We start from the raw sequence: 22043 nt of genomic DNA on the forward strand, positions 1-22043 counted from the left end.
AGATTCTTCTTTTTCTTCTCTTTTTGTTGGTTTTTCTCTTCTTATTTCTTCTTGCCATGATTAATTCATAAATATTTACGTTAGTAAATATAACATCGTTATAATGCCGTATATCATATATACTATATCTGTATTTTAGCACACTGCTTTCTCTTTTCTCCTTTAAAAGTGTCCAGAACAAGGGGGTTAGCTGAATATAAAATACTTGTCTGAAAAATAAATCTCTGTTATACTAAAAATATAATAAAGTTTAACAACTTCAAAAAGGCAGTAAACGGACGCTGATTAAGAGCGTTCCGCGAGAATTTCGTTAATATTGAACAAAATTCAGCAGTACCGAGCAGATGTTTGGAAAGTCCTGACTTGGAATTAAACAACGGGGCGACGGTAATGATTATTAATTCCTTGGGGATTAAGGGAAATATTTCGCCCAGAGCCAAAAGCTTTTTAGAATATGTAAATGATAGAATCGTAAGAGACGCTTTCACTCAGGAAATTGCCGATGAGGTAACGCGGTTGAAGCGCAGCAGCGCAGTTAGGAGGCAGTATATGCTATTGGAAATGAAATTGCATGACGCGCGTATGGACGGCAGGGAAGAAGGCAAGATTGAAGCTGAAACGAGTACCGCTCTTGATATGCTCAAGGATAAGGAGCCTTTGACAAAAATCGTAAAATATTCCCGTCTTAGTGAGGAAGAAATTTATGCTTTGGCGCAGGCCAACGGTTTAACTGTAATTGAATAGAGGATTAAGCGTATAACGATAACGCTCCAGCGTACTGCATAGAAAATGGTACGTTGGAGCGTTATTTGCTTTATAATGCCTTGAGTAAATTTTTAAGGCTTACCTTTTTAGATAATCATTTCAGAAAATTGCAATAATTATCTTTAAGCTTTTTCAACGCCCGCTGCTGGTGCAGATATGCCGTTTTAAAGCTTACGCCCTGACTGGAGCTGTATTCCTGCAGCGTGTAGCCGTGAAGAAAGGTTGCCTTAATTACCTGCCGCTGTTTGGGCGTAAGCTGCGCTAAAGCCTGTTCTAAGAAATGCTTATCTTCAAAGCTGGCGATGTGGTCAAAAGCGTTGTTAGGCTGGGATTCCTGCAAATCGTCACCCTCTGCGTTCAGCGATAAGCTGCTGGGTGCAGAACTGTTCCGGAAGATTTTTTGCAGCAGCATATAATAAATACGCTTCTTCACAAGCCCCGGCAGCAGGCGGTACTTATTGCCCTTGTAGGCATGGATAAACTCTAAAAATATTTCCCACGCGATATTTACGGCGTCCTCGCCTAAGGCGGCGGCAATATAGCTGCGGCGGGCTTCCTTGTAAATCAAGGGCGTGAAGGCTGCGCACAGGCGGTCGATGGCCTGCTGGTCGCAGTCCTGCGCCCGCTGCACAAGGCTTTTCAGCTCGGTGGGAGTGAAGGTCCGGTATTCAGTTTTCTTGTTTTTGGTCAATCTTTGTCATCCTTTAAGGCCCAAGGGAGCGCTTGGCGGCGCTGTAGGGCCTTGGTTATGACGGAAATCCGTACTGTACTACATCGGCGCTCGATGGGCTTATTATAACACGAAAATTTAGAATTATAGCAAAAAGGCAATATATTGCCGAAAAGGCGTTTTACGAAAATTTTGTTGTACCCTAGGTAACGAAGGGGGCGGCAAAATGCAAAGGGAAGTAAAAGATTTTTTGGATATGCTGCGCAAGGAAATAGGCGAAAGCATTATTGACAGAAGGCGTAAGAAGAGGATACGGCAGCAGGAGCTGGCAGCGATGTGTGGCATATCGCAGAGAATGCTGCGGCTGGTAGAAAGCGGGGAACAGCGTTACGGGCTGGACATATACTTGCTTATAAGCATAGCGCTGGAACTGGAGCCGGAAGCGCTTCTGGCGGAGAGCGTACAGAAAATGCAGGTAACAGGCGACGGCAGGGAAAGGCTGGAAAAGGAGCGGGAAGCGGTATATGTGCATATGCAGAAGCGGCTTGAGGGGTACAGGAAAGGAAAAGAAAGGTGGCCTGCGGAAGAACGGCGAGCCAAAGGGTCGCAAGAAGCAGAAACAAAAGCTAAAGGCCAGCCAAAAGGTCTTGCGAGGGGGGGCAGATGTGCTAGAATATACGTAGCGTGATTTTAAATTATCCTGCGTTCATAACTTTTTAAATCTAGCGAAGGGGCGCAGGATGAGGGATTGGATTATTTTTGAGTAGCTGTTATGTAATCGGCAGAGATTTGATTGGAAAGTCAAGATAGAAATTTAGGAGAGGAAACTTTTCTTGATGAATGGCGAGTGGAAAAACAAGCAGTTGCATATTGTTTTGGTAAGCATGACGTTGATATGTGATTATGTGACTATACTGGCAGCGGAAGAAGGCGCTTTTTTGCTGCGTAATTGGTTCTTTCAATCCAGTAGCCTGCATATTTCCTGGTTAAACTTTTGGATTATTTTTCCAGCGTTATTTTTACTGCTTTTGCATTTGAACCAGTTGTACAGCCGTCGCCGCCCTTTTTTCAAGGAGGCGGAGATGGTTTTTCATGCTTGCGTATATGCTACGCTTACATTGTCTTTTTTGCTTTATGCTGCGCGTCTGGCAGGCAGTACCAGCCGCTTTTTTACGGTGACCTTTGGCATTACGGCCTTTGTATTTCTAACGCTGGCGCGTTATGGATTGAAACGCTTCCTTATGGGACGCGGGCTTTTACAAGTACAGACGATAGTTATTGGAGCGGGAAAGACAGCGGAGCTTTTGGCGCGCGCTATTGAGGGAGATGCAGGCTTAGGTTATAAAATTATCGGGTTGTTAGAAGATAACCGCGTATGCAAAGGTGGTTTGGAGAAGTATCCTCTTTTAGGTGGTTTTGCCGATGCGGAGCGCGTTATTAAAGAAACCGGCGTAAAGCATGTGTTTATTGCAGCTCCCGGACTTAGAGATGAAGCGTTGGGTAGGCTTATCTACCGGGTGCAGCCGTTAGTAAAAAATATCGGCGTTATTCCCAATCTTGTAGGCGTACCGCTGGGGTCGGTGGAGGCGGAAAGTATTTTCAGCGAGAAGCTGTTGATTTTGCGGTTGAAAAATAATCTGGCGCGGCCGCTGAACCGGGCGATTAAGCTTGTATTTGATTACACCTTAACAATCGTGGGAACGATATGTATTTCCCCATTGCTTTTATATATTGCGTACAGAATAAAAAAGGAAGATCCGGGACCGATTTTTTTCGCACATACGCGGATTGGCAAGGATGGCAAGTCTTTTCCCTGTTATAAGTTCCGCAGTATGGTCGTTAATTCTAAAGATATGCTGGAGACGTACTTGGCAGAGAATCCTGCGGCAAGAGAAGAATGGGAGCGCGATTTTAAACTGAAGGACGACCCGCGTGTTACACCGATTGGCAAGATTCTGCGCAAGACCAGCCTGGACGAGCTGCCGCAAATCTTTAACGTGCTGCGCGGCGAGATGAGTTTAGTAGGGCCCAGGCCGATAATAGCGGAAGAACTGGCGCGCTACGGCGAGTATGTGGGCGATTATCTGATGGTGAAGCCCGGCATAACCGGTATGTGGCAGGTGAGCGGCCGCAGCGATATCGAGTACAGCGAGCGTGTGCAGTTAGACAGCTGGTACGTGCGTAATTGGAGCATGTGGCTGGATTTTATGCTGCTGTTTAAAACTTTTGCTGTGGTTCTGGGGAGAAAGGGTGCGTATTGATGAGCAAGTATGATTATTTAGTCGTCGGCAGCGGTTTGTTTGGCGCTGTTTTTGCCCATGAAGCCAATGTGCGTGGCAAAAAGGTTTTGGTAATCGACAAGCGCAATCATATCGCCGGTAATGTTTACACCGAAAAAATAGAAAACATCAACGTGCATATTTACGGCGCGCATATTTTCCATACGAATTTAAAACGTGTATGGGATTATGTAAATCAATTTGCCGTTTTCAACCGCTTTACTAATTCACCGGTGGCGAATTATCACGGAGAACTGTATAGCCTGCCCTTTAATATGTACACCTTTAATAAAATGTGGGGCGTGGTTACGCCGGAGGAAGCTGCGGCTAAGATTGAAGAACAAAAACACGCGGCTAATATCAGCGAACCGAAAAATTTAGAGGAACAGGCGATTTCCCTAGTCGGTACGGATATTTATGAAAAGCTGATTAAGGGTTATACGGAAAAGCAATGGGGCAGAGCGTGCAGCGAACTGCCGGCCTTCATTATTAAGCGCCTGCCTGTGCGCTTAACCTTTGATAATAATTATTTCAATGCCTTATACCAGGGTATTCCCGTGGGCGGTTACACGCAAATGGTCGCGAATATGTTGGAGGGAATAGAGGTACGGTTGGGCGTCGATTACTTAGAAGATAAAGACGAGCTGGACGCTGTAGCGGATAAAGTAGTTTATACCGGACCTATTGACGCTTACTTCGGCTATCAATTAGGCAATTTGGAATACCGCAGCGTGTGCTTTGAAAACGAAGTACTGGATACGCCGAATTTTCAGGGTAACGCGGCGGTGAATTATACGGACAGGGAAACGCCGTGGACTCGCATCATCGAGCATAAATGGTTTGAGTTTGGCAAGGATAAGGACGGCAACGATTTGCCCAAGACGGTCATTAGCCGCGAGTACAGCAGCGAGTGGCAACCGGGGGATGAGCCGTATTACCCTGTTAACGACGAAAAGAACGGCAGGTTGTACGCGGAATACAAGAAGCTGGCCGACGCGGAAGTCAATGTTATTTTTGGCGGACGCTTAGGCGAGTATAAGTATTATGACATGGACGCCGTTATCGACAGCGCGCTGAATTTAGCTGATAAGGAATTATAAGTTGTGGATATCAAAATTTTAGTAGCTACGCACAAAGCATATTGGACGCCGGACGACGACGTGTACTTACCCTTGCATGTTGGCAGAGAAAGTAAAAGCGATTTAGGCTTTACCGGCGATAATACGGGCGAGAATATTTCCTGTAAAAACGCTAATTATTGCGAACTTACTGGCTTGTATTGGGCGTGGAAAAATTTGCAGTGCGATTACATCGGTTTGTGTCATTATCGTCGCTATTTTGCTAAAAGTAGATATAGCGGCAATATAGAAAGCAAGCGTAAAGCTATTTTTCATAAAGAAGATTACGAAGTGCTGCTGACAAAGTATGATGTGATTTTGCCACAACAACGCAATTATTATATTGAGACGGTGCGCAGCCAGTATGAGCACGCTCATAATAAACGCGATCTTGACGAAGCAGAAAGAGTTATTGCCGAAAAATATTCGGAGTACAGCGAAGCTTTTGCTAAAGTTATGCAGCGTCGCAAGCTGCACATTTTAAATATGTTCGTTATGAAAAAAGCTTTATTTGACGAGTATTGTACCTGGCTGTTTGACATTCTTTTTGAGTTGGAGAAGAGAATTGATATAAGTAGTTATAACCAATATGAAGCAAGAGTGTTTGGCTTTTTAAGCGAAAGGCTTTTTAATGTATGGCTGGAAAAACAGCAGTTGAAAATTGTAGAAATTCCTGTTGTATTTATGGAAAAACAGGATTGGGTTAAGAAAATTTATGAGTTTTTGAAGAGAAAGTTCAGGGGATAAAGTAATGGTTAATGATAAGCCGTTTTTTAGTATAATCATGCCTGTCTATAATGCCGAAAATTTTCTACCAAAGGCAATTGATAGTATTTTAAATCAGAGTTATAGGGATTTTGAGTTAATATTGGTTGATGATTGTTCTTCTGATAAGAGCCTTGAATTATGCATAGAATATTTGCAACAGGATAATCGTATAAAGCTTTTAAAAAATACTTTCAATTTTGGGCCTTCTGTTGCGAGAAATAAGGGATTGGATAATGCTGAGGGAGAATATATTGGATTTATAGATGCAGATGATTATATTGAAGAAGATTTACTTAAATTAATTTATGAAGAAGTAAAACATAGTAGTGCTGATATCATTAAATTTGGAGTAGTTGAAGAATATTATAATGAAAAAAAGGAGCTTGTATCTGTAAAAAAATTTAGTCCAGGAGAGTTTATTTTAAAAAATCAAGAAGATATATATGTGGAATTCCTTCTATAGGAATTACAGAAGGAATTCCACAAGTATAAGGTTAAACCCAAATATTAAAGTTAACGAAGACTTTGATTATAATGTCCGCTTGTTGAAAAATATCAAAATATTTCAGGGAATAGATTTCTGTGGATATCATTATAGTAAAAGAATAAATAATAGTTTATCTACCAAGGATAATAAAGAATATTATAAAGACCATATGAGGAAAATTAGTGGTTTTATTGATCTCTTTGGTGGTTATGATAGAATGCCGGAACTTGTAAAATCTAATGTATTTTGGTTATACACCCGCTATGTTTATTCTGCGCTTGAGCGTGTAAATAGAGAAGATAGATATTGTACTTTAAAAATGGTTATGCAAGATAACCATTTTCAATGTTTTTTAAATACACATTTTATTGACATTGGATTAAAGGAAAAAATTTTAATTGGCTGCTTGAAGTCAAATAGTAAAATGATGATTATGATACTAGTTAATTGTATTCAATTTTTTAAGGAAAAGTTACCTACAATATTTATTACTATGAAAAGGTGACAGAGATGAATAATAAAGTAAAGATTTTGCAGATAGGTATGACAAGAAACATTGGCGGTTTAGAAACTTATCTTATGCAGCAATTTGATAACATAGATAAAAATAAACTACAGTATGATTTTGTTAATATAACATCTGAATATGATATCGTATTCAGAGATAAAATAGTAAAAAAAGGTAGCCGAATATATAATATTCTATCGAGGCATAAAAATCCTATTAGGCACTATTGGCAATGGATAAAATTGCTCTCCAATGTAGGGAAACAATATAAAGGCATCATTTTAAATTCCAATAGTTTAACGTACATTTATCCTTTGTTTATTGCTAAATTTTTTGGTATATCAATTAGAGTATTACATTCCCATAATGCTGGCTTTGAAGGAAAAGTAAGTCTTTTCAGGAAAAGTTTAATTTATTTGAACAGAATACTTATGGATTATAGTGTGACAGATTATTTTGCTTGTTCAGATAAGGCTGGGCAATGGATGTTTCCTAGCAAAGATTATAGAGTTATACATAATGCTATTGACCCAGAACCATATTGCTTTGACAGCAAACGAAGAAATAAAATTAGAATGGAAAATGGGTTGGTTGGGAAATTTGTGGTAGGACATGTCGGGCGTTTTACTTATCAGAAGAATCAAGAGTTTTTAATTAGATTATGGCAGAAATTTTCTGAAATATATCCTGCTTCTTTATTACTATTAGTGGGTAGCGGAGAAAAAGAAGCGGAGATAAAGAGATTAGCCCAAACGCTTAAGCTGAATAATATATTGTATTTGGGGCAGCGGGAGGACGTGCCTGAACTTATGCAGGCCATGGATTGTTTTGTTTTGCCCAGCCACTTTGAGGGGCTGTGCCTCGTTGGCATCGAGGCACAGGCAGCTGGATTACCGTGCTTCTTTGCCGATAAGATTACTAGAGAAGTAGGTATTACTCGTTTAGCTAACTTTATAAGCCTTAACGAGCCGGATAAATGGATTAGCGCAATGGGCGAATGTAAAGATACGACTAAGCGTAAAAATATGCTCAATGAAGTAACAACAGCAGGGTACGATATCAATCTTGAAATAAAAAATATGGAAGCAATCTATTTGAAAGGAAGGAAAATAACGCAATGTACACCCCCCCCTCGACTGACGTATCAGATGAGAAGAATAATGCTGGCGGCATAAAGCCGCTAGTGAGTTTTATCATTCCTTGCTATAAAGAACCGTTAGAACAATTTACGATGGCTGTGGATTCGGTTATTAAGCAAACTTATAAGAATTTAGAGATCATCCTTATTTTGGATAACCCGCAGAATGAGGAACTTGCGGCTAAAGCAAAAGAGTACGTCACTTTAGACGAACGAGTCCGTTTTTATCAAAATGGAAAAAATTTAGGATTAGTAGGAACTTTAAACAAAGCTATACGCTTGGCTAGTGGAGAGCTTATAGCGCGTCTAGATTCGGACGATTACGCTAAACCGGAGAGAATAGCTACGCAAGTGCAGTTCTTTCCCGAATACGATATAGTCAGCTCTAACTTCGCTTTTATGAACGCGGATAACGAAATTGTTCGGCATAGGAAGTTTCCGATAGAAGACGGGGAGATTAAAGAGCATTTAATTAACATTGAAGACTGCATGTATCATGTCACATGGCTTTTAAAAAAAAGCGTTTACTATCAGCTAGGCTTTTACCGCGATATCGGCCCGTTCGAGGATTATGATTTTTTACTTAGGGCTGCAAAGAGAAATTTTAAAATGTACAACATTCCTGATGAACTAACATTATATAGAATAAGCGTTGGCGGTATCAGTAGCACGAATAATGTACGTCAGCATTTGGGCAGCGAATATCTAAGAGCTAATTATGCTGATATTGAAGGTATAACTAAAGAGGATATTGCAAATTATCTTGTGTCGCCGATTGGTAAAGAGCATGCTCAGGCTTATAAGACTTTTTATAAATATAAGGAAAAAATTATGCAATCTAGAGGAAGATGCCAGTATTATTTCAGACTTTTATGTTATGGAACTTATTTGGCGTTTATAAATTATTATGGTAGAAAGAAAATACTTGCCTTTGCTAGAATGATGAAGTTTTAAAAGCAAAAACTCCCTGCGCTTGGGCAGGGAGCCTGGCTTTGGCGTTAAACTGTCTTCCTAAAACAAATCTGAATGCGTACCTGTCCTCGATAGAAATAATATAAGTTCGTCGTTGTGGATTCGGTATATAAGCAGCCAATCCGGTTTTATATGGCACTCCCTAAAACCTGCGTAATTACCGCTTAAGGCATGGTCGCGATATTGAGCGCTAAGTTCTTGTTGTGAAGCCAATGCATTAACTACATTTTCCAGCAGATGGAGGTTATAGCCTCTGCTTTGAGCAAGCTTTAAGTCTTTCTTAAATTTATTTGACAAGACTATTTTAAGCATTGTTTAGAACATCCTCCATAGCGTCTTTAAAAGAAGCGTAACGTTTATATTTTTCCGGATGTTCAATCATTTCATCAAATTCCTGCAAGGCGGCGATTGTTTCAGCATTGGGCTTTGGACGGGCGATTTTAAATGGCAGGCTTTGGGTTCGTACTGCTTGTTTTAAAAAGATAGTTACTGCAGTGGTTAAATCCATGCCTAAATCAGCAAATAATTCTTGCGCAGATTTTTTTAAGTCAGCATCTAAATTTATGTTGGTACTTACTTTGGTCATTTTGAACACCTCCATATATTGCTATTATATATAGATATGTGCGCAATGTCAACTAATTACGCCTGTATTTAGTGGATGATGAGCATATGTTTATAGGTGTGAGTGAAATTGTGATAAGCGTGCAAAAGAAAAAGCAGTACCGACGTTACGTTGATGCGTAACGCGAGATACTGCTAAATGGACGCTGCGAGGCGTTGTACTGCTTATGTGGTTTTTATAAATTATAACATGGAAGTTAAAAGCTTAGCAAGCGATAGGAAATACGCTTTACAATGATTCGCTGGCAAAAATAAAGATAGGAGAATAAGGGAGAATATGCGAAAACTTGATATAGAGAATATCAAAAAAATAGAACTACAGATTTTATTCAATTTCGACGCTTTTTGCAAGGCTAAAAATTTGAAGTATTACCTTGCCGGAGGGACTCTTTTAGGTTCAATTCGCCACAAAGGTTTTATTCCGTGGGATGATGATATTGACGTATGTATGCCGCGAAAAGATTATTTGAAGTTTGTAAAATCATTTGATGGATATGATGCTCATTTAAAAGTTCATTCAAATTTAAAAGGAAACTTTGGCGCGCCTTTCGCTAAAATTGTTGATACTAGGACCAGAATAGATTCTAAGTATGTACAAAACGATATCGATACCCATCTTTGGATTGACGTCTTTCCTGTCGACGGGTTGCCTGAAAATATTGCGGATGTAGAAAAAATTTATCAGAGGTGCAATTTTTATAGAAGACTTCTGTTGTTGACGGACGCTAAATTAGGCGAAGGGACTACTGCCTTTCACAAATATAGTAAGTATTTGCTTAAGCCGCTTGCTAGAATATATGGCAAACAGCGTTGTATAGATAACATTGAAAAAATAGCTGAGCAATATCCGTATGAATCTGCAGAATATGCAGGCATAATTACCTGGGGATTGTATGGCGCTGGTGAACGAATGCTTAAATCAGAATTTGAACAAGCTGTAGAAGTAGAATTTGAAGGGCATAAATTTCCGGCATTCTCCTGCTGGGATAGTTATTTAAAAGGGTTGTATGGCAATTATATGCAGCTGCCGCCTGTTGAAAAACGCAGAACGCACGATATGACGGCGTACTTAATTGAGAAGTAAGGATGGGTAAAAACGATGAACATAGCGATAATTTTAGCCGGCGGCGTAGGCAAGCGTTTGGGATTGGAAAAGCCTAAACAGTTTATGAAAGTAGCGGGCAGGACCGTGCTGGAACATACGGTAGAAATTTTTCAAAAACACGAAGGAATTGATGAAATCGTTATCGTGATGAACGCGGCTTATGTGCACGACGCGCAGGATATGGTTTTGAAGAATCATTGGACAAAAGTGAAAAAAATCTTAAATGGCGGCAGCGAGCGTTACGAATCCAGCTTGGCAGCTATTCGCGCTTATGAGAATTATCCGGATAAAACGCAACTGTATTTTATTTTTCACGACGCGGTGCGTCCTTTGGTCAGCAAAAAAATTATTGACGATACTATTGAGGCGTTGAAAAGTTATGACGCTGTGGACGTAGCGATTGCTTCGGCGGATACGATTATCAAATTAGACTCTGCTAAAAAATTTATAGCTGCAATACCCGAACGCGACAGCCTTAACCGCGGGCAAACGCCGCAGGCGTTTAAATATCCTGTAATCGCCAAAGCTTACGAGTTGGCGTTGGCGGACCCTGCTATGCAGACTACGGACGATTGCGGTCTGGTACGCAAGTATTTGCCCGATATACCGATATATGTGGTACAGGGAGCGGAGCAAAATGTTAAGCTGACGTATCCGGAAGATATTTATGTGTTGGATAAACTGTTTCAATTAAAAGCATCCGAGCCTGACAGCCATGCTGATTTAGTAAAACTGCGCGGCAAGGTTATGGTGGCCTTCGGCGGCAATAGCGGCATTGGCTTGGACATGGTGCGGATTGCACGTCGGTACGGGGCGCAATGCTTTGCTTTTTCGCGCAGTACGACGGGAACGGATATCAGCCGCAGAAAAGACGTAGAGGGCGCGTTAAGGCAAGTTGCGGACGTAACGGGAAGAATAGATTATATTGTCAACAGCGCGGCGATTTTAAATAAAGAGCCATTGATGCATTTGGAAGCAAGCGTAATCGATAAAATTATCGATATCAATTACCGGGGCATGGTAAATGTTTCCGTAGAAGCGTATCGATATTTAAAAGCCGCTCGCGGAGCGTTACTGCAATTTACCAGCAGCAGCTATACCCGCGGTCGTGCAAATTACGCGCTTTATTCATCTACTAAAGCGGCAGTGGTAAATTTTGTGCAGGCTATTGCCGAGGAATGGGAGCAGGACGGCATACGCATTAACTGCATCAATCCGCAGCGCACTAAAACGCCTATGCGCATAGCTAATTTTGGCAATGAGCCGGAAGAAACGCTTTTACGGTCTGCCGATGTAGCTGCGGTGGCGCTGAAAACGCTTTTAAGCGATTTTAGCGGCGAAGTAGTGGACGTTAAGCTTTAGGAAATGCCTGGATTGACGTTAAAGCGACGGTGAAATTTTATGGGGAACATAAAAATGGATTTAATCAGCATCATAGTACCAGTGTACAATGTCGCGCCGTATTTGCAGAAATGCCTGGACAGTATTTTGGCGCAGACGTATACGAATTTAGAAATTATTTGCGTGGACGACGGCAGTACGGATACAAGCGGCGCGATTGTGGATGCTTACGCAAAAATAGACGCGCGCGTGAGGGTTATCCATCAAATGAACGGCGGCTTGAGCGACGCGCGTAACATCGGGGTGGGCGTCGCTACGGGAGCATATATCGGCTTTGTCGATAGCGACGATTATATTGCGCCGCAAATGTATGAAACGCTTTATAATTTTGCAACGCAAAACGATTTGGACGTAGCGATGTGCTGCGCTTATGATGTTTGCGACGGTAAAGTATGCGGCGGCACGAAAAATTTTGCGCCCATCGTTACCGAAAGCCCTGAAGAAATGATTAGGCTTTTATTTTTGCCCCACAGGAATGGAGCGCAGATTGGAGTATGGATAAAACTCTTCCGCAGAAGTGTTGCCGGAAACGTAAGCTTTCGCGTAGGCAAAGCTTACGAAGATGTGTTTTATGTTTTAGATTGTATAGAGCGTACGCGGCGCTTTGGTTGGATATGTAACGCTTTTTATTATTACGTGCAGCGCGCGGGCAGTATTACGCACTTGCCGCGCTTTAAACCGGCGATTTTAGACGTGGTGGAAGGCTACGAAGAAAATTACGCGCGTATTGCGCAACATTGGCCCGGCGCGATGGACGCTGCCAGACATCGCTTGGCGTGGAGCTATTTGGTTTGCCTGAACCGCATTGCCGATTGCGCCGATTGGCGGGAGCGCCGCGCGGAAATGGAAACTGTTCGCGGCAAAGCGCGGGCGCGTTTGGGAGAGTTCATGGCGTCGCCGGGCGTTACGCTAAAGATGAAAATAATGTTGCTGCTTGTAGCACTGGATTTGGATTTATATTTTGCAGTTAAGAAATTGTATAAGCGATTGAAAGAAAGGAAACACACCACATGTACACCCCCCCTGTACTGACGTATCAAAAGAGAAGAATGGCGATGCTGGCGGCGTAAAGAAACGCAGGATTGCGCTGATGCGCAGAGATCTTTGTACTTTAGGTGGAGTAGAGCTTGCTTCATATTTAATTAGCGTCATAGTTCCCATCTATAATGTAGAACCGTATTTGCGTAAATGTCTGGACAGCATTTTGGCGCAGACGTATACGAATTTGGAAATTATCTGCGTGGACGACGGCAGTACGGATGCCAGTGGCAGAATATGCGACGAATATGCGGGAAAAGATAAAAGAATAAAGGTAATACATCAAAATAATGGCGGCGTTAGCAGGGCAAGAAATATAGCTATGAGCATCGCTGTAGGTAAATATATTGTATTTGTAGATGGTGACGATATGCTAAAACCTAATATGGTTAAACTTTGCTTAGAAAAAATTTTAGAGGATAATAGCGATTTAGTTATTGGACTTGTTAATGATGTATATGCTGATAATGTAACGTTAAAAGATGTAAGAGGACATATTAGTGGCGAACTCTATAAAGATTACTATAACCTTTTGGATTTACTTTTGGGGCCGGTAAGTAAATTGTATAAGTTGGATATTATTAGAAAGTATAATGTAGAATTCCCGGAAGATATTATTATAGCTGAGGATCAGATTTTTAATTATTTTTATTTGGATAGAGTTAAAAAATATAGTTTGATACGCAAACCTTTATATAACTATTATCACCGAAACAATGGGAGCTTGAGTTATGGATTAAAAATGGTTCATCTTGAGAACCGTATAAAAAAATTAGAGTATGAAAAAGATTTTTTAGAAAGGAATAAAATAGAATATGCAAATGCTATTTTAAATGAAAGTGCGTTGTGGTATTTTCAGAGCGCTGCTATTGTAGAAGATCAAGATAACTCTTACCGTTTATTTAAAAATAGAGTGGGGAAAATTATTCCATATATAGATACTAGCGTAAAAAGCGATAATTTTAGAAGAAGCGTACTGAATAATTTATTGAAATATAATTTTTTAGTAGTCGCTTATGCTTATTTTAGATTAAAAAAAATATTCTTTTAGCAAGCTGTAAGCCTTTCTTAAATTTATAAGAATATCTTAAGCATTGTTTAGAACATTCTCCATAGCGTCTGTATAAAGAAGCATACTGTTTATATTTTTTCGGATGTTCAAGCATTTCATCAAATTCTTGCAAAGCGGCGATTATTTTAGCATTGGGCTTTTGACGGGCGATTTTAAATGGCAGGCTTTGGAGTCGTACTGCTTGCTTTAAAAAGGTAGTTACTGCAGTTGTTAAATTCCTACCTAAATTAGCAAATAATTTTTGGCTGGAGGCGTTAATACGTGAATCGAAAGATTGTCGATACTATATTTTTCCTAATCTGTTTTACGTTGATTTTTAATAATATTCCCAAGCCGCTGCAAATGAATTTTATCGGCGGGCCGGTTGGCAGCAAGCTGGTATTTTATCCGCTGGCGGCGGGCTTTTTGTATACGGCGTATTGCCAGTGGAAGTATAGAAATATTTTGCAGCAGCAGGGAATTGTAATAAAATTTTGCGCTGTTTATTTAGGCGTTACGCTGGTATCCCTTGTTTGGGGCTTGATAAATTATCCTTACTGGCAGCAGGTGCTTGCGGGTCCGGTTGAGCAAATAGAAAAGCTGCCGAAGGTTTTAGCCTTCTTTCAGTCACATGGAATTGAGCCGGACACTAAGCTGTTAATGAGCGCTTGGATTTCTGTACGCCAAATTAAAGGGTTGTTTTTAGAAATTTTTTGGTGCTTTGGCGGCGCTTATATGGTGTACTGTTGGTATAAACACGATTATAAGAGGGGGGGACGAATAGCTGCCGCAGGTTTGCTTGCAGCTTTGGTCGTTTTCGTAATTTACGGCTTGATAGACGCGTTCTACTTAGCGGGTAGCGATTTGGCTACTAATATTTTGAAGAATGTCAATCCGTTGTTGCACCCTATAAAAAGTAATAACGGTTGGTGGCCGCCGCTGCTTTGGAAAAATCAACTGCGTTCCGTCTTTTCCGAGCCGTCGCATGTAGGAAATTATCTGGGTTTGGTTTTACCGGTGCTTCTGTTCGCGTATGTTAAGAAAAATAGTCGCGTGTTTTTAGCGACAATAGGAATAATTACTTTTTTAGTGGTTTTAACTAACGCAAGAACGGCTTACGCTATGTTATGCGGGATACTCTTTTTGTTTGGCTTGATTATAATCCTGCGACTGCGGGAACATTGGCGAAAATTATTAGCGGCGTTAGCGGTTTGTTGTGTGTGTTTCAATCTGGGAGTAGCGTTTTTGGATTATGCAAGCAGTTCCTCTAAAAATAAGGCGCAGGACGAAGTTACTGCGCAGACTGTTTTAGAAGATAATTTGTTGAGCTTGAACAGCGACGTGAAGCGCAGCAACGGAGCGCGATACGCTCTAATCAGAAGCAACTGGCGTATTACCTTGCAGCATCCGTTTTTGGGAGTAGGGCGAGGATTGGCCGGAGCGTATATGATAGACAATTATACCGAAGAAGAAGCTAAGAATGGAGAAATTGCCGATTGGGTACGCCGCAGTAAAAAATACGGTCTGTTCGCTACAGGACAAGGGTATAGCGACGCTATGAACGAATTTGTGACGCGTTTGTCGCAGACGGGAGTCGTAGGATTGCTGGTGCTCCTGGCGCCTTTCATTTGGATTTTATATAAATTACAAGAGAACGCCGGAACTGAAGCTTTAATAAAGCATATGCTGAGTCTTATTTTGCTAAGCTCGCTAGTAGCAGGCTGCAATGGCAGCGTCAATTTAATATACGGAATATGGATATTTTTAGGGTTGGCGTATGCCGCAATATATGGCGATAGTGAGGAAGTATAAAATCGTAGGCAATGAACGAACGTAAAAAAGGAATTTTACTAAGCTATCTGAATATTGTTTTACATGCTGTAGTAGGCTTTGCTTATGTGCCATTGCTGCTGCATTATATTGGTAAGAGCGAATATGGGCTGTACCAGCTCATTGGCTCGTTTATCGCTTACTTTTCCATCATGGATTTTGGCTTGTCGACGGCGGTGGTGCGCTTTTATACGAAATATAAAGCTTTGCGCGACAGCGCAGGCATGGAAAACGTGCTGGCTTTGGCGGCGCGCGCTTATGCGCTGATCGCCATTTTGCTTGCCGCTTTGGGCTGGCTGTTTTACGCCAATATTGCGGCGCTGTTCAGCGCCAGTATGAGCGCCACTGAAATATCGACTGCTAAGCGGCTTTTCGTATTGCTGCTGGTTAATATTATTCTGACGGTTTCCACGATGGTTTTTCGCTCGGTAATCAACGCGCACGAAAGATTTCTGTTTTTAAAAGGGCTGGAAACAGTGCAACTGCTTTTGCAGCCGTTGCTTGTGGCGTTGATTGTGCAAAAATATCCCGGCGCGCTGACCGTAGCCGCCGTCCAGACGGCTTTAAACATTGGCTTGATTGCGGCTAGAGCGTATTATTGCTTTGCCAAACTAGGCGTCAAAATAAAATTCCATTATTGGGACGGCGAATTGTTTGCAGACTTTAAAAAGCTGGCGTTGAGCGTTTTTGTCGTGACGCTTATCGACCAGGTATTCTTTAAGACCAACCAGGTTATTTTGGGAATTATGGCAGGAACGTCCGCTGTAGCGGTATATTCGATTGCTTCTTTAATTTATATGAATTATATGGCGTTGTCGCTGGCTATATCGGGCGTGTATTTGCCGCATATTACGGAAATGGTGGCCAGACGCGAACCTGTGCGGCAACTGACGCAGTTGTTTATCAAGGTCGGCAGGTGGCAGTTTTATTTGTTGGCTTTAGTTGCTACGGGATTTATCATTTTCGGCAGGCAGTTTATAGAAATTTGGGCGGGCAAAGGCTTTGAAGACGCCTACTGGATAACGCTGCTGATCATTATTCCCTTTACCGTCGACCTTATTCAAAATATAGGTTTGTCCATTATGCAGGCGCAGAACAGATATGATTTTCGCGCTAAAGTTTTTTGCGTTATGGGTATTTTTAATTTATGTTTAGCCTTCATGCTGGTGAAAAAATACGGCGGCATTGGTTGTGCTTTCGCAACGGGGCTGGCCTTGTTTTTAGCTAATGGCGCGGTTATGAATGTGTATTATCTAAAAGTCATAGGCTTGGATATCAAGCGTTTTTGGCAGGAGATGGGCAGAATAGCTATCGTCGTGGCAGCTGTCGCTGTTATTGGGTATGCGGTCAATATTTGGCTGTATTCAGAGAATATCTTGGCTTTTGCTGGTAAAATTTTGGCTTATACGATGCTTTATGCGGCAGTTATGTATAAGTATTGTTTTAACGGCGACGAAAGGGAGAAGGTGCAGGCGGCGCTGGCGAAGGTTAAGGAGGTTGTGTGATGGATTGTGCTAAGCAAAAAGGACGGCCTGCGCCGTCCTCTGGTTTGCAATATGAAGCTGTAGCGTGGGCTAGACGCTGATAGCTTTACTGAATAGCGAATTCTTTCATCAGCGCATTACGATAATCCTTATCCACAGATATGCGTTGCACGTCATTAACTCTGCCGAGAGCACAGAGCTTTTGCGTCAGCAGGGCAAAACGTTCCTCGCCTTGAGCAATGCCTTCTTGTTTCAGTTCTTCCATAATCTTACACATAGTCTGCACTCCTTCCTCAGTTTCCTTAAAATATTTTACACGTTGTTTTAATTCATGATAATGCATATCGCTGGCATTGGTGCAGAAAAAATCGTGCATCAGCCTGCTTAAAGCGGTTTGGTCATAACGGCAATTGCCGTTGACGTAGATAATATGCGAGCCGTCTTTAAAACTGGCTCCGTTTTCTTCAATCTTACGCTCAATATGGTAAATAGGCTGTCCTGCGCCAAGCACGTCGGTTTCCGTGATGAAGATAACGTAGGTATCGAAAAGCGTGCGGTAGTCGACGCTTTTAGGGAAATGTGCCGTATCGATTGCGCCTACGTAATAGCGGGCGCGCTGCGGTGAAGCTCCTTCTGATTTACTTTGAACTTCTACGTTTAGGTAACGACCACAAGCGTCTTGGGCTAATACGTCCAATTGTACGGAATGTCCGGACAGGTTGGTAAGCGTATATTGGCTTAGGTCTTTGACCACTTTAATTTTATCATTCTGCAGAATGATACGCAAGAGCAGCTCTGTGGCCGGGGTGTTGTTTTCAAAAACTTTGCGCATGAAGGTGTCGTCGATAAGACGCAGCCTGGCAAGCTTTTCCAGATATTCGGGTTTGACGAATTCGTTGGGCATGCTTTCATCTCCTTTAGTTTGATAATTTGGGGTTGAAAACACATAATCAGAATGCGGCAAAACAAAAAAGCAGTACCGGCGCTCTGTAAAAACAGAACGCAGATACTGCTAAATAGATACTGTGAAGTACCGCCCTACTTATGAATTTTTCATATAAATTATAACATGTACAGAATACAGAGGCAAGCGTTGGCGGTAACAAAAAGGACGGCCTGCGCCGTCCTCTGGTGTTGCAATATGAAGATGTGCGTAGGCTATCCAATGATGACTTTTACTGAATAGCAAATTCTTTCATTAGCGCGTTACGATAATCCTTATCCACCGATATGCGTTGCACGTCATTAACTCTGCCGAGAGCACAGAGCTTTTGCGTCAGCAGGGCAAAACGCGCTTCGCCGCGGGCTTGACCTTCTGCTTCACCCAAGGCTTTACCGAGAGTTTCGCCTTCCTTGTAACCGGCGTCGTGGTAATATTTAGCAAATTCATTCATAAATTCATCCATAATCGTTTTACCTCCTTCAGGTGATTTCAACAGATTTACATAATCAGATAAAGCGCCTTGGCTGGTGTCGCCAGCTTTAGCAGTTTTGAAATATTGCATCAGTTTGGCAATTTGGCTGCCGTCGTCGATGGCAGCATTAACAAAAATTGTGTGCAGGCCGTTGTCATAGGGTATATTCTTTGCTGAGTTGCTTAGGATTTGTTTCACTTCATAAATCGTTTGTCCTTGAGCCCAAATGTCCTCTTTAGTGATGTAGAAAAGATAGACTTCCGGTAATTGGTTGTAATCCACGCCTTTTCTTAAAAGCTCGCTGTCTATTACGGAAGAGTAGAAGCGCATGCGGCGTGCAGGAGCAGGCTCCTCTAAACGTTGAACTTCGATTTCGTAAATCTTGCCGTCTTCATCTTCCGCAATAACGTCCAACTGTGCTCCATGGGAAATCAGCTGCGGAATAGAGTTTTGCGTACGGAACTGCAAAATCCTGAGCGTAGGATTGTTCATCAAAACCCGGATAAGATGTAGGCACGCTCCTTCGTCCTTAAAGACTACGGATATGAAGGTGTTGTGAAAAAGGTTCATGGTTTTGATTTTTTCGAGAAGAATTTCTTTGTGAATAAGCAGACTATCGGTTGTGGATGTGTTCATGAGCAACCTCCTGATTTTATTGAAGGACAGTGTAGTCGATGATTCAAGGCTCAACTACACAGCTCATGAATAAACAACAACCGTTGTTCCTTCTAAAAATATTATAGCGAAAGGTAAGCAGAAAAGCAAGCGTAGCAGAAGACATATTAAAGAAAATTCAGATAAATATATAAGGCGGCGATAAGCAGGGCTATTTGGAAGCCATGGTGGAGTATGCTCTGCGGCGTGAAGATTTGAAGGATAAGTTTTTGGCGTATCTGCGGGGAATAGTACAGTAAAAAAGGACGGCCTGCGCCGTCCTCTGGTTTGCAATATGTAGTTGTGCGTAGGCTATACGCGGTTGGCTTTACTGAATAGCGAATTCTTTCATCAGCGCATTACGATAATCATTATCCACAGATATGCGTTGCACGTCATTAACTCTGCCGAGAGCACAGAGCTTTTGCGTCAGCAGGGCAAAACGTTCCTCGCCTTGAGCAATGCCTTCGCTTCTGCCTTTGGCTTCGCCTTCAGCAAAGCCTTCTTTTCTACCGCTTTCTACTAAATCATTGATAAGTTTACACATAGTCTGCACTCCTTCCTCGGTTTCTTTAAAATATTTTACACGTTGTTTTAATTCATGATAATGCATATCGCTGGCATTGGTGCAGAAAAAATCGTGCATCAGCCTGCTTAAAGCGGTTTGGTCATAACGGCAATTGCCGTTGACGTAGATAATATGCGAGCCGTCTTTAAAACTGGCTCCGTTTTCTTCAATCTTACGCTCAATATGGTAAATAGGCTGTCCTGCGCCAAGCACGTCGGTTTCCGTGATGAAGATAACGTAGGTATCGAAAAGCGTGCGGTAGTCGACGCTTTTAGGGAAATGTGCCGTATCGATTGCGCCTACGTAATAGCGGGCGCGCTGCGGTGAAGCTCCTTCTGATTTACTTTGAACTTCTACGTTTAGGTAACGACCACAAGCGTCTTGGGCTAATACGTCCAATTGTACGGAATGTCCGGACAGGTTGGTAAGCGTATATTGGCTTAGGTCTTTGACCACTTTAATTTTATCATTCTGCAGAATGATACGCAAGAGCAGCTCTGTGGCCGGGGTGTTGTTTTCAAAAACTTTGCGCATGAAGGTGTCGTCGATAAGACGCAGCCTGGCAAGCTTTTCCAGATATTCGGGTTTGACGAATTCGTTGGGCATGCTTTCATCTCCTTTAGTTTGATAATTTGGGGTTGAAAACACATAATCAGAATGCGGCAAAACAAAAAAGCAGTACCGGCGCTCTGTAAAAACAGAACGCAGATACTGCTAAATAGATACTGTGAAGTACCGCCCTACTTATGTAATTTTCAAATAAATTATACCATGTTTACCGCGGCACTGTCGTCGCCTATAGCTCGTCAATCGTCGGGTGACAGGTATATGTTGTACATCAGCTCTCGCGTCGCTTGCAGCTCGCGAATTACTGTGTTCACACATTATAACATGATATAAGAGTCAAGGCAAGCAATACTATTAAATTGCGCCGGAAAGGATAAGCATGAAGAGTTTGGAGAAGAAGATCCGCGAATTGCAACAGCAGGATAAGCTGGTAATACTGCGACATTGCGGCGGCAGCGAACAGCAAGCGATACTTGACGCTTTAACGCAGGATTATACCGCTGTGGATTTATCGTTGCCTAATCTGCGCTTGCAGGCGCAGCAGAATCCGCAGCTTTTTCTTAAAAATTTGCCGCAGGCTGCGCATTTAGCTAATTTGCAATGCGCGCCGTATTTATTGCCGCATATTTTAACCGGAACTTTGCCTTTGTCAAGGCTTATTGGCAGCTGCACGCAAAGCTATTATTTGGCGTCGGGTGGACAAGAGCAAGTAGTTTTTGTGGAACTGCCGCTTGCCGTTGGCGGAGCGGAGCCGTTTGTGCCGGAGGCGGCGCGTTTGCGGGAGCTGGCGGTTTTGGGGAAGAAAGCGGATATTACTGCGGCTATTTTGCAAAGCCGCGCTGCCTGCGACGCGGCGGTTTATGTGCGCCGCGTTTTGCAGCAGGATATTATGGAGCGTACTACGGCGAGCGACGAGGTAAAATTTTACCGCTTTTTGTGCGCTGCGGCCAGTATGGCGGGCTGCGTGGTGAATTATACGATTTTGGCCAATAATGTGGGCATAACCGCGCCTACGGCCAAGCAATGGCTGCAATTTTTAGCGGGTACGGGGATGGTATATTTGCTGCAGCCGCTGGAGCGTATCGCTGGTAAGCGGCTGGTGAAAGCGCCCAAGGTGTATTTCAGGGAAACGGGCGTTGCGGCGCATTTATTACAGCTGCACGACGTGACGACGTTGGCGCAGAGCGTGTATTTGAAAAACCTGTTGGAAAATTATACGGTAAATGCTATTCGCGAAAGCTTTTTGCGGCAGGGCGAGCTGCCGGATTTACGCTTTTACAGGGATTCAAATAACAAGGAAATCACTTTGCTTTTGGCTTGGCAGAAGAAGCTGTACCCTATGTATATTACGTTGGACAAGCTTTCGGGACGCAAGCTGGCGAAGAATGCTGAATTTATGCAGCCGTATGCCGAGCGCGAAGGATTAAATTTGCAGGCGAGCTGCGTTTTTACTTTAGGCGGCGTTTGCGAGCAGGTCAACAATGAATTGTGGCAAGTAGGCGTAGAGTTGCTGGTTTAGATGAAAGGCAAGTGCCGGAGCAAGTACAAATTTGCGACAAATTTGTAAAAAAGTTGCTTTAGGTACTTGCTTTTTTTTTCGT

General features: G+C 42.3%; 22 protein-coding genes. 16 read left to right on the top strand and 6 right to left on the bottom strand.

Translation table 11 applies throughout. From position 1 onward, the window contains the following. Positions 1–390 precede the first annotated feature (390 nt). Positions 391–744 (top strand): hypothetical protein, encoded by a 354-nt coding sequence (locus Q4E64_RS08900; RefSeq protein WP_303167513.1) that lies wholly within the window; start codon positions 391–393, stop codon positions 742–744. 115 nt (positions 745–859) lie between these two features. On the opposite strand, the gene Q4E64_RS08905 is transcribed toward Q4E64_RS08900, so the two are convergent. Then, positions 860–1456, bottom strand: coding sequence for a sigma-70 family RNA polymerase sigma factor (locus tag Q4E64_RS08905; protein WP_303167514.1), 597 nt, complete (start codon positions 1454–1456; stop codon positions 860–862). A 205-nt stretch (positions 1457–1661) separates the two neighbouring features. Between Q4E64_RS08905 and Q4E64_RS08910 the strand changes: the two genes are divergently transcribed. The 8 genes from Q4E64_RS08910 (at position 1662) to Q4E64_RS08945 (ending at position 8687) form a co-directional block, all read left to right on the top strand. Further along, on the top strand, positions 1662–2123 hold the full coding sequence (locus Q4E64_RS08910; protein WP_303167515.1) for a helix-turn-helix domain-containing protein: 462 nt from the start codon (positions 1662–1664) through the stop codon (positions 2121–2123). 196 nt (positions 2124–2319) lie between these two features. After that, positions 2320–3696 carry an undecaprenyl-phosphate galactose phosphotransferase WbaP gene (gene wbaP / locus Q4E64_RS08915; RefSeq protein WP_303167517.1) on the top strand — a complete coding sequence of 459 codons (1377 nt, stop codon included), beginning with the start codon at positions 2320–2322 and terminating at the stop codon, positions 3694–3696. After that, entirely contained in the window at positions 3696–4814 is a 1119-nt protein-coding gene (gene glf, locus Q4E64_RS08920; RefSeq protein WP_303167518.1) for a UDP-galactopyranose mutase, read from the top strand. Before wbaP ends, glf begins: the two co-directional genes overlap by 1 nt. Before the next feature lie 3 nt (positions 4815–4817). Next, the gene (locus tag Q4E64_RS08925; RefSeq protein WP_303167519.1) at positions 4818–5579 is read left to right on the top strand and encodes a DUF4422 domain-containing protein; all 762 of its coding nucleotides are present in this window, start codon (positions 4818–4820) and stop codon (positions 5577–5579) included. 4 nt (positions 5580–5583) lie between these two features. Then, positions 5584–6063, top strand: coding sequence for a glycosyltransferase family 2 protein (locus Q4E64_RS08930; protein ID WP_303167520.1), 480 nt, complete (start codon positions 5584–5586; stop codon positions 6061–6063). Between the two features lie 82 nt (positions 6064–6145). Further along, positions 6146–6592 (top strand): hypothetical protein, encoded by a 447-nt coding sequence (locus tag Q4E64_RS08935; protein WP_303167521.1) that lies wholly within the window; start codon positions 6146–6148, stop codon positions 6590–6592. A gap of 5 nt (positions 6593–6597) precedes the next feature. After that, positions 6598–7770, top strand: a complete 1173-nt coding sequence (locus Q4E64_RS08940; RefSeq protein ID WP_303167522.1) for a glycosyltransferase family 1 protein — start codon at positions 6598–6600, stop codon at positions 7768–7770. 8 nt (positions 7771–7778) lie between these two features. After that, positions 7779–8687 (top strand): glycosyltransferase, encoded by a 909-nt coding sequence (locus Q4E64_RS08945; protein ID WP_303167523.1) that lies wholly within the window; start codon positions 7779–7781, stop codon positions 8685–8687. A gap of 57 nt (positions 8688–8744) precedes the next feature. Here Q4E64_RS08945 and Q4E64_RS08950 read toward each other — a convergent pair whose 3' ends face one another. Both Q4E64_RS08950 and Q4E64_RS08955 read right to left on the bottom strand, forming a co-directional pair. Next, positions 8745–9017, bottom strand: a complete 273-nt coding sequence (locus Q4E64_RS08950) for a type II toxin-antitoxin system YafQ family toxin (protein WP_303167524.1) — start codon at positions 9015–9017, stop codon at positions 8745–8747. Then, positions 9010–9291 (bottom strand): type II toxin-antitoxin system RelB/DinJ family antitoxin, encoded by a 282-nt coding sequence (locus Q4E64_RS08955; RefSeq protein ID WP_303167525.1) that lies wholly within the window; start codon positions 9289–9291, stop codon positions 9010–9012. Before Q4E64_RS08955 ends, Q4E64_RS08950 begins: the two co-directional genes overlap by 8 nt. Positions 9292–9606: 315 nt before the next feature. Between Q4E64_RS08955 and Q4E64_RS08960 the strand changes: the two genes are divergently transcribed. The 6 genes from Q4E64_RS08960 (at position 9607) to Q4E64_RS08985 (ending at position 17259) form a co-directional block, all read left to right on the top strand. Next, positions 9607–10413, top strand: a complete 807-nt coding sequence (locus Q4E64_RS08960) for a phosphorylcholine transferase LicD (protein WP_303167527.1) — start codon at positions 9607–9609, stop codon at positions 10411–10413. Positions 10414–10428: 15 nt separating this feature from the next. Continuing rightward, positions 10429–11796 carry a bifunctional cytidylyltransferase/SDR family oxidoreductase gene (locus Q4E64_RS08965; protein ID WP_303167529.1) on the top strand — a complete coding sequence of 456 codons (1368 nt, stop codon included), beginning with the start codon at positions 10429–10431 and terminating at the stop codon, positions 11794–11796. Positions 11797–11850: 54 nt separating this feature from the next. Then, the gene (locus Q4E64_RS08970) at positions 11851–12867 is read left to right on the top strand and encodes a glycosyltransferase (protein ID WP_303167530.1); all 1017 of its coding nucleotides are present in this window, start codon (positions 11851–11853) and stop codon (positions 12865–12867) included. Between the two features lie 58 nt (positions 12868–12925). Then, positions 12926–13924 carry a glycosyltransferase gene (locus Q4E64_RS08975; RefSeq protein WP_303167531.1) on the top strand — a complete coding sequence of 333 codons (999 nt, stop codon included), beginning with the start codon at positions 12926–12928 and terminating at the stop codon, positions 13922–13924. A gap of 282 nt (positions 13925–14206) precedes the next feature. Continuing rightward, positions 14207–15736 carry an O-antigen ligase gene (locus Q4E64_RS08980; protein WP_303167532.1) on the top strand — a complete coding sequence of 510 codons (1530 nt, stop codon included), beginning with the start codon at positions 14207–14209 and terminating at the stop codon, positions 15734–15736. 11 nt (positions 15737–15747) lie between these two features. Next, complete coding sequence (locus Q4E64_RS08985) at positions 15748–17259, top strand: lipopolysaccharide biosynthesis protein (RefSeq protein WP_303167533.1); 1512 nt, start codon at positions 15748–15750, stop codon at positions 17257–17259. Positions 17260–17344: 85 nt separating this feature from the next. Here Q4E64_RS08985 and Q4E64_RS08990 read toward each other — a convergent pair whose 3' ends face one another. The 3 genes from Q4E64_RS08990 to Q4E64_RS09000 form a co-directional block, all read right to left on the bottom strand. After that, positions 17345–18142 carry a PD-(D/E)XK nuclease family transposase gene (locus Q4E64_RS08990; RefSeq protein WP_303167534.1) on the bottom strand — a complete coding sequence of 266 codons (798 nt, stop codon included), beginning with the start codon at positions 18140–18142 and terminating at the stop codon, positions 17345–17347. Positions 18143–18413: 271 nt separating this feature from the next. Continuing rightward, the gene (locus tag Q4E64_RS08995; protein WP_303167536.1) at positions 18414–19289 is read right to left on the bottom strand and encodes a PD-(D/E)XK nuclease family transposase; all 876 of its coding nucleotides are present in this window, start codon (positions 19287–19289) and stop codon (positions 18414–18416) included. 346 nt (positions 19290–19635) lie between these two features. Then, the gene (locus Q4E64_RS09000) at positions 19636–20481 is read right to left on the bottom strand and encodes a PD-(D/E)XK nuclease family transposase (RefSeq protein ID WP_303167537.1); all 846 of its coding nucleotides are present in this window, start codon (positions 20479–20481) and stop codon (positions 19636–19638) included. Between the two features lie 340 nt (positions 20482–20821). On the opposite strand from Q4E64_RS09000, the gene Q4E64_RS09005 reads away from it, so the two are divergent. After that, positions 20822–21961, top strand: a complete 1140-nt coding sequence (locus Q4E64_RS09005; RefSeq protein ID WP_303167538.1) for a DUF4143 domain-containing protein — start codon at positions 20822–20824, stop codon at positions 21959–21961. The last annotated feature ends 82 nt before the right edge of the window (positions 21962–22043 follow it).

It is taken from the genome of Phascolarctobacterium sp. (assembly GCF_030531065.1).
In the GTDB taxonomy this organism is placed as follows: Bacteria; Bacillota; Negativicutes; order Acidaminococcales; family Acidaminococcaceae; genus Phascolarctobacterium_A.

What these genes read in the sequence shown, in the direction of transcription:
- Q4E64_RS08900 (WP_303167513.1), top strand. Translation starts at nt 391, where the DNA reads ATGATTATTAATTCCTTGGGGATTAAGGGAAATATTTCGCCCAGAGCC.
- Q4E64_RS08910 (WP_303167515.1), top strand. Translation starts at nt 1,662, where the DNA reads ATGCAAAGGGAAGTAAAAGATTTTTTGGATATGCTGCGCAAGGAAATA.
- wbaP (WP_303167517.1), top strand. Translation starts at nt 2,320, where the DNA reads ATGACGTTGATATGTGATTATGTGACTATACTGGCAGCGGAAGAAGGC.
- glf (WP_303167518.1), top strand. Translation starts at nt 3,696, where the DNA reads ATGAGCAAGTATGATTATTTAGTCGTCGGCAGCGGTTTGTTTGGCGCT.
- Q4E64_RS08930 (WP_303167520.1), top strand. Translation starts at nt 5,584, where the DNA reads ATGGTTAATGATAAGCCGTTTTTTAGTATAATCATGCCTGTCTATAAT.
- Q4E64_RS08940 (WP_303167522.1), top strand. Translation starts at nt 6,598, where the DNA reads ATGAATAATAAAGTAAAGATTTTGCAGATAGGTATGACAAGAAACATT.
- Q4E64_RS08950 (WP_303167524.1), bottom strand. Translation starts at nt 9,017, where the DNA reads ATGCTTAAAATAGTCTTGTCAAATAAATTTAAGAAAGACTTAAAGCTT.
- Q4E64_RS08955 (WP_303167525.1), bottom strand. Translation starts at nt 9,291, where the DNA reads ATGACCAAAGTAAGTACCAACATAAATTTAGATGCTGACTTAAAAAAA.
- Q4E64_RS08960 (WP_303167527.1), top strand. Translation starts at nt 9,607, where the DNA reads ATGCGAAAACTTGATATAGAGAATATCAAAAAAATAGAACTACAGATT.
- Q4E64_RS08965 (WP_303167529.1), top strand. Translation starts at nt 10,429, where the DNA reads ATGAACATAGCGATAATTTTAGCCGGCGGCGTAGGCAAGCGTTTGGGA.
- Q4E64_RS08970 (WP_303167530.1), top strand. Translation starts at nt 11,851, where the DNA reads ATGGATTTAATCAGCATCATAGTACCAGTGTACAATGTCGCGCCGTAT.
- Q4E64_RS08975 (WP_303167531.1), top strand. Translation starts at nt 12,926, where the DNA reads ATGCGCAGAGATCTTTGTACTTTAGGTGGAGTAGAGCTTGCTTCATAT.
- Q4E64_RS08985 (WP_303167533.1), top strand. Translation starts at nt 15,748, where the DNA reads ATGAACGAACGTAAAAAAGGAATTTTACTAAGCTATCTGAATATTGTT.
- Q4E64_RS08990 (WP_303167534.1), bottom strand. Translation starts at nt 18,142, where the DNA reads ATGCCCAACGAATTCGTCAAACCCGAATATCTGGAAAAGCTTGCCAGG.
- Q4E64_RS08995 (WP_303167536.1), bottom strand. Translation starts at nt 19,289, where the DNA reads ATGAACACATCCACAACCGATAGTCTGCTTATTCACAAAGAAATTCTT.
- Q4E64_RS09000 (WP_303167537.1), bottom strand. Translation starts at nt 20,481, where the DNA reads ATGCCCAACGAATTCGTCAAACCCGAATATCTGGAAAAGCTTGCCAGG.
- Q4E64_RS09005 (WP_303167538.1), top strand. Translation starts at nt 20,822, where the DNA reads ATGAAGAGTTTGGAGAAGAAGATCCGCGAATTGCAACAGCAGGATAAG.